This window comes from Saccharopolyspora phatthalungensis, assembly GCF_014203395.1.
In the GTDB taxonomy this organism is placed as follows: Bacteria; Actinomycetota; Actinomycetes; order Mycobacteriales; family Pseudonocardiaceae; genus Saccharopolyspora; species Saccharopolyspora phatthalungensis.
Genome location: NZ_JACHIW010000001.1, coordinates 1,465,689 through 1,478,483 on the forward strand (window position 1 = coordinate 1,465,689; position 12,795 = coordinate 1,478,483).

The window sequence follows — 12,795 nt, forward strand, 5'->3', positions numbered from 1 at the left end:
GATGGCGCGACTCGACGATTTCTCCGGCTGTTCTCCGGACGGTACGGGCTGGCCTGGCCGACCCGACAGGATTTGGTGGCGTCAGCCACGCGTACGACGGTAAACGGGATCCGAACAGACGCCGAATCGACGGTAGTTCACGATCGATTCCGCAACCGATGCAGTGATCGTTTACACACTCGTTCGGACGCCGACAGCGCCGCGAAACGCCCGCCGGGACCAACCGTCGTGCACCGTGCGGCGAGATGTCCCTTACCGATCAAGCCGGAAATGATCGACGCCCGCGGCCGTGCGATGGTCTCACCAGCTGCGCGCCTCCAGGTCTTGCGCGGCCGGGTGGTGACCGATCGCTTCGGCGAGCCGCCGATGCGCGGTCACCGCGTTCTCGCCCAGCGCGGTGGCCAGCGCACCACCGGCCGCCAACGGCACCAGCGACCACCACTGGCCGCTGGTCGGCTCGGCGGGGTCTCGATCCCACACGACCGTCTCGGTCGCGAGCACGCGCGCTCCCGCGAGGTATCCGGCGCTCGTCGCCAGCCGTTGCGCGCCGATGTCCAGCCGCTGCCGCAGCAGCGGCGTACCCGAGCGCACCACGCGCGTCGTGGTGGTCAGCCGGCCGGGAAGTTCGCCGTATCGGCCCAGCACCAACGTCTCCCGGCACCTGGCGCGCGCACCGTCGCCCAGCTCGACGGTCATCTCCGCCTGGTGATCGGCGCGAGCGCTGATCACCGTGGCCTCCGGCAGGTAATCGACCAGGCCACCGGCTTCGACCTCGATGTGCACTGTGGACCGGCTGGGCCCGCCGTGCTGCCCTGGCAACGCGACGGTGGCGGCGGTGCCGCGCAGCCAAAGCCGCGCGCCCGCCCCGACCCGGACCCGCAGGTCGACCCGGTCGCCGCCGACCGGCGTGGCAGCGGAACCGACCACGTGCACCACGGCGGTGCCGTCCGGGCTCGCCGTGGCCGTGCGCCGGGGCACCAGCGTGATCGGCGCCTCCGAACGGAGTTCCCGCACGACGCTGCGCCCGCCGGAGCCGATCTCGACGCTCAGCCGCGCACTGGCCCGCACGCCGCACCGCCTTCCGGCCGAGCCCGGCGCGAGCCGGTTGATTTCGCTTGAAATCGCCGTCCCGCCACGCGATGTCCCACCTCAGAGTCCCGCCACGCGAAGTCCCACCTCAGAGCTGTTCGCGGACCCAGGCCGCTACCTCGGGGGCGTTCGGGGTGCGGGTCAGGGACTGGGTGATCACCGGCAGGTCGCCGCGCATCCGGTGCGCGTCGGCGACCATCACCGCCATGTCGGCGCCGACCAGCTCGGCCAGATCCACCTTGTTGATCACCAGCAGATCCGCGGTGGTGACCCCGGGCCCGCCCTTGCGCGGCACCTTGTCGCCGCCGGCGACGTCCACCACGAAGACCTGTCGGTCGGCCAGCCCCCGGCTGAACACCGCGGTCAGGTTGTCGCCGCCGCTTTCCACGATGACCAGCTCCAACCCGGGATGCCGCTCGGTGAGCCGCTCGACCGCGTCCAGGTTGGCGGTGATGTCGTCGCGAATGGCCGTGTGCGGGCAGGCGCCGGTCTGCACCGCCTCGATCCGGTCGGTGTCGAGCACCCCGGCCTTGCGCAGGAAGTCGGCGTCCTCGGTGGTGTAGATGTCGTTGGTCACCACGGCCAGCTCGACCTCCGGGCCGAGCGCCCGGCAGAGCGCCGCAGTGAGCGCGGTCTTGCCGCTGCCGACCGGCCCGCCGATCCCGAGCCGGAACGGGCGCCCATGGTGCGGTTCGACCGAGAACGGGTCGGGTCCGGTCGCCGTCGGGTCGAAGTTGACCGGATGCGTGTGGCCGTGCCCGTGGCCGGGTGAGTAACCATTGTCAGGACGCAAATAGACGCACCTCTTCCCGGTGATGTCGATCGTGGGCCTCGGCGAGCAGGTCGAGTGCCGGGGCGCCGGGGGCGGGCAGCTCGGCCGGGTCCAGCCCGGCCACCGAGGCCGCCTCGGCGGCGATCCGGTCGAGGTCATCGGCCAGTTCGGTGACCACGGCGTTGACCGCGAACGGGTCCAGCCCGAGCAGCCGAACGCCGGCGGCGGACGGTCCGCTGACGGCCAGGTAGCCGGCGGCCAGCGCCGCCTCCCACGGTCCGGCTCCGGCGGTCGCCGCCAGCACACCGAGCACGATCGGGTGGTGTGGTCGCGGGGTCGCGGCCACCAGTTCGGTCAGCACCGGTGACGGCCAGGCTGCCCGGCCGGCGCGAACCATGCCCCGCCCCTGGGCGCGCGATGCCTCCCGCTGCGCCGGGGACGGGGTGCGGGCGTCTAGTTCGACGTCCAGCTCCCGCCAATGTCCACTTCGGACGCCACGAGCGGCGGCGTGCGCCGCGGCGGCGGCGAACACCGCTTGCAGGGCACCGGCACCATGCAGGCGCCCGTGCAGGAATTCGCGCAGGTCGCCGACTCCCGTGATCAGCCCCCGCGCGGCCGCCTCCTCGACGCCGCCGGAGTGCGCGTGTCCCCCGCCGGGGAACCGCGAGTCCGCGAGCGTCAGCACCGCGAGACCGGCTCGCACCGCCGTCTCCTCTCGATTCGCCGGGTGGCCATCGGACCGGTCAGAACAGGAAATAGCGCTGGGCCATCGGGACTTCCGAGACCGGGTGCGGTTCGACGCGCTCGCCGTCGATGTCCACCGCGAAGTTGTCCGGGTCGACCCGGATGTCCGGAGTGGCGTCGTTGTGGACCATGTCGGCTTTGCCGGTCGCGCGGGTGTTTTCGACCGCGACCAGCCCCGAGCTCAGCTGAAACTGCTCCGGCAGCTGGGCGTCCAGCGCCACCGGCGCCACGAAGAACACGCTGCTCGCCGCCGCTGCGCGCGGCTGCGCCCCGAAACTCGGCCGCGCGATGTAGGGCTGGGGCGTCGGGATCGACGCGTTCGCATCGCCCATCGCCGCCCACGCCGCGAACCCGCCCTTGAGCACGATGTGCGGCCGGACCCCGAAGAACTTGGGCTCCCACAGCACCAGATCCGCCATCTTGCCGACCTCGACGGAACCGACGTGCTTTGCGATGCCGTGCGCGATCGCCGGGTTGATCGTGTACTTCGCGACGTAGCGCTGCGCCCGGTGGTTATCGGCCCGTCCGTCGCCGGGCAGCGCGCCCCGGCGGCGCTTCATCACGTGCGCGGTCTGCCAGGTGCGCATGATGACCTCGCCGATTCGGCCCATCGCCTGCGCGTCCGAGCTCATCATCGAGATCGCGCCGAGGTCGTGCAGGACGTCCTCGGCCGCGATGGTGGACGGCCGGATGCGGCTCTCGGCGAAGGCCAGGTCCTCGGGCACCGACGGGTTGAGGTGGTGGCAGACCAGCACCATGTCGAGGTGCTCGTCGATGGTGTTGACGGTGTGCGGCCGGGTCGGGTTGGTCGAGGAGGGCAGCACGTTGGGCTGGGAGGCGAGCCGGATGATGTCCGGCGCGTGCCCGCCGCCGGCGCCTTCGACGTGGAACGCGCTGATGGAACGGCCGTTGATCGCCGCCAGCGTGGACTCGTAGAACCCGGCCTCGTTGAGCGTGTCGGCGTGCAGCGCGACCTGGACGCCGGATTCCTCGGCGACCCGCAGCGCGCTGTCGAGCGCCGCCGGGGTCGCGCCCCAGTCCTCGTGGATCTTGAACCCGCCGGCCCCGGCCCGCAGTTGCTCCCGCAGCGCCTCGCCGCGCATTGTGCTGCCCTTGCCCAGCAGCAGGACGTTGACCGGCATGAAGTCCAGCGCCCGCATGACCATCCGCAGGTTCCAGGCACCGGGAGTGACCGTGGTCGCCTTGCTGCCCTCGCCCGGACCGGTGCCGCCGCCGATCAGCGTGGTCAGGCCGGAGGCCAGCGCCGTCTCGACCTCCTGCGGGCAGATGAAGTGCACGTGGGAATCGATGCCACCGGCCGTGAGGATCTTGCCGTTGCCGGCGATGACCTCGGTGGACGGCCCGATCACGAGCGTGCCGTCCACGTCGTCGACGGCGCTGGGGTTGCCAGCCTTGCCGATGCCGACGATGTGGCCGTCGCGGATGCCGACATCGGCCTTGATCACGCCCCAGTGGTCCAGGATCACCGCGCCGGTGATCACCACGTCGGGCGTCGCTTCGGCGCGGGTCGCGGCCGACTGGCCCATCGATTCGCGGATGACCTTGCCGCCGCCGAACACCGCCTCGTCGCCGGAGCCGGCCGGGCCCTGGCTGCGGTCCTCGGTGACCTCGATCAGCAGATCGGTGTCGGCCAGCCGGATCCGGTCGCCGGTCGTCGGGCCGAACAGCTCGACGTAGTGGGGCCGGTCAATGGACGATGCGCTCATCTTGATGCCCCTCGCCTTTCTCGCCGTAGCCGAACGGAGCGGGTTCGTGGTCGCGGCCGTCGAGCTCGCCGGCGTATTCCAGCCGCAGGCCGCGCACCAGCCGGCTGCCGCCGATCGGCACCAGGTCGACCTCCCGGTCCTGGTTCGGCTCGAAGCGCACGGCGGTTCCCGACGGCACGTCCAGCCGGTAGCCCCATGCCTTGGCCCGGTCGAACTCCAGGCCCGGGTTCACGGCGGCGAAGTGGTAGTGGGATCCGACCTGCACGGCGCGGTCGGCGCGGTTGACGACGGTGATCCGGATGCGTTCCCGGCCCGGATTCCGCGGAATCGGGCACTCGCCGGTGATGATCTCCCCGGGCCGCATGGCAACTCCTCGCGAGGTCGTTTCGAGATCGGCGGGCTACCGCTTCAGGTGATCGGGTCGTGCACCGTGACCAGCTTCGTCCCGTCCGGGAAGGTCGCCTCGACCTGCACGTCGTGGATCATCTCCGGCACCCCGTCGAGCACCTGGTCGGCGCGCAGCACTTGGCGTCCGCTCTGCATCAGCTCGGCGACGGTCCGCCCGTCCCGCGCGCCTTCCGCGACGTGGTCGGTGATCAGCGCCACCGCCTCGGGGTAGTTGAGCTTCAGCCCGCGGTCCAGCCGTTCGCGGGCGAGCCGCGCCGCGACGTAGACAAGCAACTTGTCCCGCTCGTGAGGAGCCAGATGCATGAGAGCTCTTTAACATACGAACATCGGCGAAATCGGGCCCGTCCCACGTTCTTATCACCGCACAATTGGCTGGTAACCACGATTTTTCCCGAATTTTGCATCGCTGACGAACTCCCCGGCGGTGCTGTGAGCTACCTCATCCGGTGATTTTTTCCCCCGGATCCGATTGCCTCCCCCGCCCCGCCGGGTGCAGTGTGTTCCGAACGGCAACGTGTACCGAGCGGCAACATGCATTGCACCCCGCCACGTCCCTTACCGCGCACGCGCGGCACAACCAGCGAGGAGACGAGGCAGCCATGAGCACTGCAGGCCAGTCCGAATTCCGCCCCGGCTTGGAGGGCGTGGTCGCGTTCCAGACCGAGATCGCCGAGCCCGACCGCGACGGCGGTGCGCTGCGCTACCGCGGCGTGGACATCGAGGATCTGGTGGGCACGGTGTCCTTCGGCGATGTGTGGGCGCTGCTGGTCGACGGCCGGTTCGGGGACGGCCTGCCACCCGCGGACGACACCGCGCTCCCGGTTCGCACCGGTGATGTGCGGGCCGACGTCCAGGCCGCGCTGGCGATGGCGGCGCCGGCCGGTGGCTTTGAACCGCTGCTGGACATCGACGAGGCGCGGGCCCGAGCCCAGCTCGCCCGGTCCAGCGCGCTCGGACTGTCCTACGTCGCCCAGTCCGCCCGCGGCGACCAGCCAGCGGTGCCGCACGCCAGGATCGCGGAAGCCACCACCGCAACCGAGCAGTTCCTGACGCGCTGGCGCGGCGAACCGGACCCGACGCACGTGCAGGCGCTCGACGCTTACTGGGTATCGGCGGCCGAGCACGGCCTGAACGCCTCCACCTTCACCGCCCGGGTGATCGCCTCCACCGGCGCCGATGTCGCCGCCTGCCTGTCCGGGGCGGTCGGCGCGATGTCCGGGCCGCTGCACGGCGGCGCCCCGGCCCGGGTGCTGCCGATGATCGAGGAGGCTGAGCGCACCGGCGACGCCCGCCGGGTGGTGACCTCGATCCTCGATCGCGGTGCTCGACTGATGGGATTCGGCCACCGCGTCTACCGCGCCGAGGACCCGCGGGCCCGGGTGCTGCGCAGCACCTGCGACCGGCTGCGCGCGCCGCGCTTCGAGGTGGCCCGCGAACTGGAGCAGGCCGCGCTGGCGGTCCTGCGGGAGCGCCGCCCGGACCGGCAGATCGAGACCAACGTGGAGTTCTGGGCCGCTGTGGTGCTCGACTTCGCGCAGGTTCCGACGGCGATGATGCCCGCGATGTTCACCTGCGCCCGGCTGGCGGGCTGGTCGGCGCACATCCTGGAGCAGCAGCGCACCGGGCGCCTGGTGCGCCCGTCGGCGCAGTACACCGGCCCGGCCCCGCGTTCCCCGCACGATGTCGCAGGCTGGGACTCGGTCAACCAGATGACCGCTGCGTGATCGGCGCTGAGGCGGGTGCCCGGCAAGTGGTGGAGCGGCCAACCTGCTGCTTTCGGGATGCGTAGGCCGCCCCCGCCGGGGGCGGTAGCGTGGTGTCGTGGCGGTCACATTCACAGAGACACAGCGGCGACTACACATCGAATACGCAGAAGCGCTTGAGGCCGATGCGGCGACCAGCGACGAGCGGTCCACCGACCTCGTCGAGGCATCGGACTACTGGCATTTCGCGGGTGAGCACGAGCGTGAGGAGCGCGTCCTGCTCGCCGCGATCGAGGTCGACGACGGCAACAGCGTGCTCAGCGCGCCGGCCGCATACGCCAAGTTCCTGCTGACGCACGGGCGGCGTGAGGAGGCCGAGCAGCGCTTCGCGACGCTGCTGCGCGAGGGCTCGGACTGCGAGTGGGCCTATGTGACGGCCGCGATCGCCTACCAGGAGATCAACGAACCGAGGGAGGCTCTGCGCTGGCTCAACGTCGGCGCAAACCGGTTCGTCCCGGACCTCGACATCGACCTGCGGTTGGGTGACTCCGGTTACGAACTGCTGCGGGAACGTAGCATCCTGCGCCGCGAGCTGGACTTGCCGAAGGACAGGCTCGACGACCGCTTCGACCGGCTCGCCGAGCACGGCCGCCAGATCAGCGCGCGGATCAGCGAAATCCGGCGCCCCGACTTGATCGGCCAGGTCGCGGTCCTCTACTGGCCTGAGGAGGAATTCACCAGGCTCCAGCGAGAGCGACCGAGCTGGTACCCGGACACGACACACCTGGAACATCGCCGGGACGTCGAGCGCGACCTGCGGGAGCAGCCCAGGCCCGTGTTGGCCACCGGCTCGATCGAGGCGCTGGTGGACTTCGCGGCGTCCCGGGGTAAACCCTTGGACGAGCCGTCCACCCGCGCGGAGTTCGCTGCGTACACCGCCAGCCGTGGCGAGGCCGCCGACTGGCCGCCAGGCCGCAACAACCCGTGTTGGTGCGGTTCCACCCGCAAGTACAAGAAGTGCTGCGGCGCACCCGGCTTCGCCTGACCGGTCATGTTGGCCAAAGGCCGACGGGCGCAGTAAGTTGCGGTGCGGCGGTTCGCAGCACCGGGGTCACGGCCCGGAAACGCTGCTGCAACACTTGGCCGAGCCGGCAACGACGCCGGTCATCAGGCCACTGGCGCGCGGGAGGCATTGCCCCGCCACCTGCATAGTCACCACAACAGCCCGGAGGCGCCGGCATGACGCAGGCCGAGACCATCGATCCGACGACCCTGAAGCTGCCCGACGAACTCAAGCCCGCCGACGGCCGGTTCGGCTGCGGTCCGTCCAAGGTGCGCGGCGAGCAACTCGCACGCCTAGCCGACGAGGGCGCCGCGCTGATGGGCACGTCACACCGGCAGAAGCCGGTGAAGTCCCTGGTCGGACGGGTCCGGGAAGGCTTGCGGGAGCTGTTCTCGCTGCCCGACGGCTACGAGATCGTGCTCGGGGTCGGCGGCACCACCGCATTCTGGGACGCCGCGACGTTCGGCCTGGTGCGGGAGCGGTCGCTGCACCTCACCTACGGCGAGTTCTCGTCGAAGTTCGCCAAGGCCGCCAGGACCGCGCCGTTCCTGGCCGACCCGGTGGTGGTCGCCGCCGAGCCGGGCGACGCGCCGGAGCCGGTGTCGGACCCGAGCGTCGACCTGATCGGCTGGGCGCACAACGAAACCTCCACCGGCGTGATGCTGGCGCCAACCCGCCCGGAGGGCTCGGAGAACGCGCTGATCGCGGTCGACGCCACCTCGGGCGCGGGCGGGCTGGCGTTCGACGCCGCCGACGTCGATGTCTACTACTTCGCCCCGCAGAAGTGCTTCGCCTCCGACGGCGGGCTGTGGCTGGCCGCGATGAGCCCGGCCGCGATCGAGCGGATCAGGGAGATCGGCGCGTCCGACCGCTGGGTTCCGGAGTTCCTGTCGCTGCCCACCGCGCTGGACAACTCCCGCAAGGACCAGACCTACAACACCCCGGCGGTGGCCACCCTGTTCCTGCTCGCCGACCAGATCGACTGGATGAACGGCCAGGGTGGACTGGACTGGTGCGTGCAACGCACTCGCGAGTCCTCGCAGCGGCTGTACTCCTGGGCCGAAGCGGCGGAGTTCGCCACCCCCTTCGTGACCAACCCGGCCAAGCGCTCCCAGGTGGTCGGCACCATCGACTTCGACGATTCCGTCGACGCCGCGGCGGTGGCCAAGGCGTTGCGCGCCAACGGGATCGTGGACACCGAGCCGTACCGGAAGCTGGGCCGCAATCAGCTGCGGATCGGCATGTTCCCGGCGATCGAGCCGGACGATGTCACGGCACTGACGAAGTCCGTCGATTGGGTGGTCTCGCAGCTGTCCTGACACTCCTGGCACGCCTGAGCCGCGGGACCCGCGCCGGGTCCCGCGGCTTTTCGTCTAATGCCACACCATCAAGTGAACAATCGGCCACAATCGGTGATCGTCATCGAAAATGAGTGGTTTTACTCGTTCGCCCACTTGTCGTCTTTCGGGCAAGATCGAAGCCGGGAGAGCGACCAACAACGACACGACGTGCCCGGCGTGCCTCCCGCGTCAAGGCGGCGCGCCGGGTTACTGTCACAGCTTGGTGACATGTAGGTCGGCGGGAGGCTGGCGTATGCGAGCGCTGCGAGTGGTCGGGCTCGACGAGGACGGTGAATCCGTCGTCTGCGAGGACCCGGAAAACGGCGAGCGCTTCACCGTGCCCGCCGACGAACGACTGCGTGCGGCGGCACGTGGTGATCTCACCCGGCTCGGTCAGGTCCAGATCGAGATGGAAGCCCAGATGCGGCCGCGGGAAATCCAGGCCCGCATCCGCGGCGGCGCATCCGTCGAACAGATCGCGACGGCCGCCGGCATCCCCGAGCACCGGGTCGAGCGCTACGCCTACCCCGTGCTGCTGGAACGCGCCCAGATCGCCGAGATGGCGCAGCGCGCGCACCCGGTCCGCGAAGACGGGCCGGACGTGCAGACGCTCGGCGAGGTCGTCGCGCACACCTTCGGCATGCGCGGTCACGAGTACTCCGAGGCCCACTGGGACTCCTGGCGCGGCGAAGACGGCAAGTGGGTCGTGCAGCTGTCCTGGCAGGCCGGGCGCTCGGAGAACCGTGCGCACTGGGTCTTCCACCCCGGCGCGCACGGCGGCACCGTCGCAGTGCTCGACGAACACGCCGCCGACCTGCTCGACCCGTCCCCGAACCGTCCGCTGCGGACGGTCCGGCCGGTCACCGAACTGGCCCGCGAGGCGCTGCAGCTCGACCAGCAGGCGCAGCCGGTTCCGGAACGGGTGGAGGAGCCGGTGACCGCGGCGCGACCGGAGGCGCCGAGCCTCGACCTGGACACCGGTCCGCCGCCCGAGCCGGTGGAGGAGCCGACGGTGGAGGAGAGCACCGAAGGCGCGACCGCCGAGGCAGCGGAGGACGACGCACAGCGCAAAGCGGAGCCGCGGCGCGGGCGCAAGAGCCATCCGATCGTGCCGTCGTGGGAGGACGTCCTGCTCGGCGTCCGGTCCCACCGCTGACCCAACTACCCGAGAAGGCCGGGGCGAGCACCGCGCTCGCCCCGGCCTTTTGCCGGTGACGTCTGAGTGGTTTGGGACCCATTGGGGCGGCGGTGCAAGCCGAGTCCCACACCGCAAGTGGCTTACGCCGCTTAATAAAACAGACCCGAGGCCGCCGGGTCAGCCGAGGAGGCTGAGGAGAAGGGCGATCCAGGCCGCGACAATGCCCGCCGCCGTACCGTAGGCGACCCAGCGCCAGACCGGGACGTTGCGGCCGAGCCAGATCGACGGCGCGAACCCGGCCGCCACCGCGAGGTTCACCACGGCCGCGAGGATCCCGCTGACATCGGCCAACCCGAGCGTCACCACGACCAGGGTCACCACCACGATGGTCCCGATGATCGCACTGACCACCAAGCCCGGGCCCCACGGCGTGGGTCCCACCGGGGCGACCGTTTCCCCGCGCCGCCCGCGCATGGCGTGCGACGAACGCGGCCGGCCGATGCGGTCGAGTTCGCCGCTGAGCGGGTCGACGTAGCCGATCTGACCGCCGGTCTCCGCCGCAAGTCGCATCGCCAGCTGCCGGCCGCGCCGCGAGACCAAGTCGGCCGTGGTGTCCGCGGTTTCTTTCGCCTGCACGGCTTCCGCGACGTGCGCCCATTCATGCAAGGCCGCGACCAGCGCGTCGGGCAGCCCCAGCCGGGCCGGGTCGACCTCCCGGTCGATGCCGCGCACCAGCACCGCGCGACCGGAGCGCGCGTGCAGCTCCCAACCGGCTTCGCGGAGGTCCATCACGCCCCGCTCATCGCGTGGAAGGTGATCGCCCCGGCGGTGGCGACGTTGAGCGAATCGACCCCGCCGACCATCGGGATCCGGACCGCGAGGTCTGCGGCCGCGATGGCCTCGTCGGTGAGCCCGGGGCCTTCCGAGCCGAGCAGCACCGCCACCGAACCCCGGTCCAGCGCGGCATCCCGAAGTGCTCTCGCATCCGCCCGGGGCGTCAGCGCGGCGACGCGGAAACCGTTGTCGCGCAACAGCTTCAAGTCTTCCGGCCAGGAGTCGAGATGGGCGAAGGGGACCCGGAGCACGTGTCCCATCGACACCCGGACACTGCGCCGGTACAGCGGGTCCGAACACCCCGCACCGAGCAGCACGCCGTCGACGCCAAGCGCGGCGGCGTTGCGGAACAGGGCACCGAGATTCTCGTGGTCGCCGATGCCTTCCAACACCGCCAGGCGACGGGACCGGCCGATGAGCTCCGCGGGCGCGATGACCGGGGCTCGATCGGCGACGGCCAGCACGCCGCGGTTGAGGTGGAAGCCCACGACCCGAGCCATCACATCGGCGTCGGTGACGTAGGCGGGCACATCGAGGTCCATGGTGGCCGCCAAAAGTTCGTCGACCCGGCGACGTACCCCGAACAGCGCCCGCACCGGATACGGCGAGGCGAGCAGCCGCTCGACCACGACAACGCCTTCGGCGATCACGAGTCCGCGTCCGCCCGGCCGGTCTGGGCGGCGGTCCGCGCGGGACAGATCGCGGAAGTCGTCGACCCGCGGGTCGACGGCATCGCTGACCTCGACAATGTGCGCCACGCTCGCATTCTCGCACCCGCCGCCAATCGACCTTGCCGCCCCGGGCGGGCACGCCAGCGCGGAAGAAATCCGGTCGACCTCGCGTTGTCGCTCTTGTACGGCCGAGTTCGTGGGGTCGCCGACATCGGCGAGGTCGCTGAGCCTGGTACCCGCATCGAGTTCCGGGGGCAACTCCGGTGGCTCGGGTGGTGACCGCGCCGCTCGGCGACTGTGCCATCCGACACAGGGTCGCGAAGATCCGGAAAGAGTAGGTTCGGCGACATGGCTCGACTCGGCAGCACGGAACTCGACGTCTTCCCCATCTGCCTCGGCGGCAACGTTTTCGGCTGGACCGCCAACCGCGATGAAACCTTCACCGTCCTGGACGCCTACGCCGGCGCGGGCGGCAACTTCATCGACTCCGCCGACGGCTACTCGGCTTTCGCACCGGGCAATTCCGGCGGCGAGTCGGAAACCCTGATCGGCGAGTGGCTGCGCGCCCGGGGTAACCGGGACGACATCGTGATCGCCACCAAGGTGGGTGCCTGGACCGAGCGCCCCGGCCTGTCGGCCCCGAACATCAAAGCCGCCGCCGAGGATTCGTTGCGGCGCTTGGGAGTCGATCACATCGACCTCTACTATGCCCACCGCGACGACGAGTCCACGCCGCTGGCCGAGACGCTGGGCGCCTTCGACGAGCTGGTACGGGACGGCAAGGTCCGCTACATCGCGGCGTCCAACTACAGTGCACCCCGCCTGGCCGAGGCGCTGGAGATTTCCCGCCGCGAAGGCCTGACCCGCTTCGCCGCCTTACAGCCGCACTACAACCTCGTGGAACGCGGCCACTTCGAAGGCGAGCTCGCCGAGCTGTGCGCCCGCGAGGACTTGGGCGTGCTGCCCTACTACTCGTTGGCCAAGGGATTCCTGACGGGGAAGTACCGGCCGGGCGGCGACAGTTCGGAGAGCCCGCGGGCCGAGGGCGCCCGTGCGTATCTGAACGAGCGTGGCGTAAAAGTGCTCGCCGGACTGGACGAAATCGCGACGCTGCGTAACGTGCCGATCCCGTCTGTCGCACTGGCGTGGCTCCTGGGACAACGCAGTGTCACTGCGCCGATCGCCAGCGCCCGCAACACCGAACAGCTCGCGGATTTGCTCCCAGCGGTCGAACTCAAGCTCACCGCGGCCGAGTTGCAGCGGCTGGCGGATGCCTCCATTTGATCACTCGGGACCCACTCGGCGG

13 protein-coding genes are annotated in these 12,795 nt (G+C 70.6%); 5 read left to right on the plus strand and 8 right to left on the minus strand.

Translation table 11 applies throughout. The annotated features are described in order from the left end of the window. Positions 1 to 300 precede the first annotated feature (300 nt). The 6 genes from BJ970_RS06465 to BJ970_RS06490 form a co-directional block, all read right to left on the minus strand. Positions 301 to 1,068 (minus strand): urease accessory protein UreD, encoded by a 768-nt coding sequence (locus BJ970_RS06465; protein ID WP_184725012.1) that lies wholly within the window; start codon positions 1,066 to 1,068, stop codon positions 301 to 303. Positions 1,069 to 1,177: 109 nt separating this feature from the next. Continuing rightward, complete coding sequence (ureG, locus tag BJ970_RS06470; protein ID WP_184725014.1) at positions 1,178 to 1,882, minus strand: urease accessory protein UreG; 705 nt, start codon at positions 1,880 to 1,882, stop codon at positions 1,178 to 1,180. Next, complete coding sequence (locus BJ970_RS06475; protein WP_184725016.1) at positions 1,872 to 2,564, minus strand: urease accessory protein UreF; 693 nt, start codon at positions 2,562 to 2,564, stop codon at positions 1,872 to 1,874. The genes ureG and BJ970_RS06475 overlap by 11 nt, the downstream gene beginning before the upstream one ends. Before the next feature lie 40 nt (positions 2,565 to 2,604). Continuing rightward, positions 2,605 to 4,332, minus strand: coding sequence for an urease subunit alpha (locus BJ970_RS06480; protein ID WP_184725018.1), 1,728 nt, complete (start codon positions 4,330 to 4,332; stop codon positions 2,605 to 2,607). Next, complete coding sequence (locus tag BJ970_RS06485; protein WP_184725020.1) at positions 4,313 to 4,696, minus strand: urease subunit beta; 384 nt, start codon at positions 4,694 to 4,696, stop codon at positions 4,313 to 4,315. Before BJ970_RS06485 ends, BJ970_RS06480 begins: the two co-directional genes overlap by 20 nt. Positions 4,697 to 4,740: 44 nt before the next feature. Continuing rightward, positions 4,741 to 5,043: an urease subunit gamma gene (locus BJ970_RS06490; protein WP_093272126.1), complete on the minus strand. Its 303-nt coding sequence runs from the start codon at positions 5,041 to 5,043 to the stop codon at positions 4,741 to 4,743. A 296-nt stretch (positions 5,044 to 5,339) separates the two neighbouring features. Between BJ970_RS06490 and BJ970_RS06495 the strand changes: the two genes are divergently transcribed. From BJ970_RS06495 to sepH, 4 genes are all read left to right on the plus strand, one after another. After that, entirely contained in the window at positions 5,340 to 6,464 is a 1,125-nt protein-coding gene (locus tag BJ970_RS06495) for a citrate synthase 2 (RefSeq protein ID WP_184725022.1), read from the plus strand. 97 nt (positions 6,465 to 6,561) lie between these two features. Continuing rightward, positions 6,562 to 7,488, plus strand: a complete 927-nt coding sequence (locus tag BJ970_RS39390; protein ID WP_184725024.1) for an SEC-C domain-containing protein — start codon at positions 6,562 to 6,564, stop codon at positions 7,486 to 7,488. 194 nt (positions 7,489 to 7,682) lie between these two features. Further along, positions 7,683 to 8,825 carry a phosphoserine transaminase gene (gene serC / locus BJ970_RS06505; protein WP_184725026.1) on the plus strand — a complete coding sequence of 381 codons (1,143 nt, stop codon included), beginning with the start codon at positions 7,683 to 7,685 and terminating at the stop codon, positions 8,823 to 8,825. A 274-nt stretch (positions 8,826 to 9,099) separates the two neighbouring features. After that, positions 9,100 to 10,002: a septation protein SepH gene (sepH, locus tag BJ970_RS06510; protein WP_184725028.1), complete on the plus strand. Its 903-nt coding sequence runs from the start codon at positions 9,100 to 9,102 to the stop codon at positions 10,000 to 10,002. A gap of 159 nt (positions 10,003 to 10,161) precedes the next feature. Here the strand turns inward: sepH and BJ970_RS06515 are convergent, their stop codons facing one another. Beyond that, positions 10,162 to 10,773: a DUF2537 domain-containing protein gene (locus BJ970_RS06515; protein WP_184728918.1), complete on the minus strand. Its 612-nt coding sequence runs from the start codon at positions 10,771 to 10,773 to the stop codon at positions 10,162 to 10,164. Continuing rightward, on the minus strand, positions 10,773 to 11,576 hold the full coding sequence (locus BJ970_RS06520) for a TrmH family RNA methyltransferase (RefSeq protein WP_184725030.1): 804 nt from the start codon (positions 11,574 to 11,576) through the stop codon (positions 10,773 to 10,775). The genes BJ970_RS06515 and BJ970_RS06520 overlap by 1 nt, the downstream gene beginning before the upstream one ends. 261 nt (positions 11,577 to 11,837) lie before the next feature. Between BJ970_RS06520 and BJ970_RS06525 the strand changes: the two genes are divergently transcribed. Then, positions 11,838 to 12,773 carry an aldo/keto reductase gene (locus tag BJ970_RS06525; RefSeq protein WP_184725032.1) on the plus strand — a complete coding sequence of 312 codons (936 nt, stop codon included), beginning with the start codon at positions 11,838 to 11,840 and terminating at the stop codon, positions 12,771 to 12,773. Positions 12,774 to 12,795 lie beyond the last annotated feature (22 nt).

Bases quoted from the DNA above. Each gene is read 5' to 3' on its own strand.
- BJ970_RS06480 (WP_184725018.1), bottom strand. From the start codon at position 4,332: ATGAGCGCATCGTCCATTGACCGGCCCCACTACGTCGAGCTGTTCGGC.
- BJ970_RS06485 (WP_184725020.1), bottom strand. From the start codon at position 4,696: ATGCGGCCCGGGGAGATCATCACCGGCGAGTGCCCGATTCCGCGGAAT.
- BJ970_RS06490 (WP_093272126.1), bottom strand. From the start codon at position 5,043: ATGCATCTGGCTCCTCACGAGCGGGACAAGTTGCTTGTCTACGTCGCG.
- BJ970_RS06495 (WP_184725022.1), top strand. From the start codon at position 5,340: ATGAGCACTGCAGGCCAGTCCGAATTCCGCCCCGGCTTGGAGGGCGTG.
- serC (WP_184725026.1), top strand. From the start codon at position 7,683: ATGACGCAGGCCGAGACCATCGATCCGACGACCCTGAAGCTGCCCGAC.
- sepH (WP_184725028.1), top strand. From the start codon at position 9,100: ATGCGAGCGCTGCGAGTGGTCGGGCTCGACGAGGACGGTGAATCCGTC.
- BJ970_RS06515 (WP_184728918.1), bottom strand. From the start codon at position 10,773: ATGGACCTCCGCGAAGCCGGTTGGGAGCTGCACGCGCGCTCCGGTCGC.
- BJ970_RS06525 (WP_184725032.1), top strand. From the start codon at position 11,838: ATGGCTCGACTCGGCAGCACGGAACTCGACGTCTTCCCCATCTGCCTC.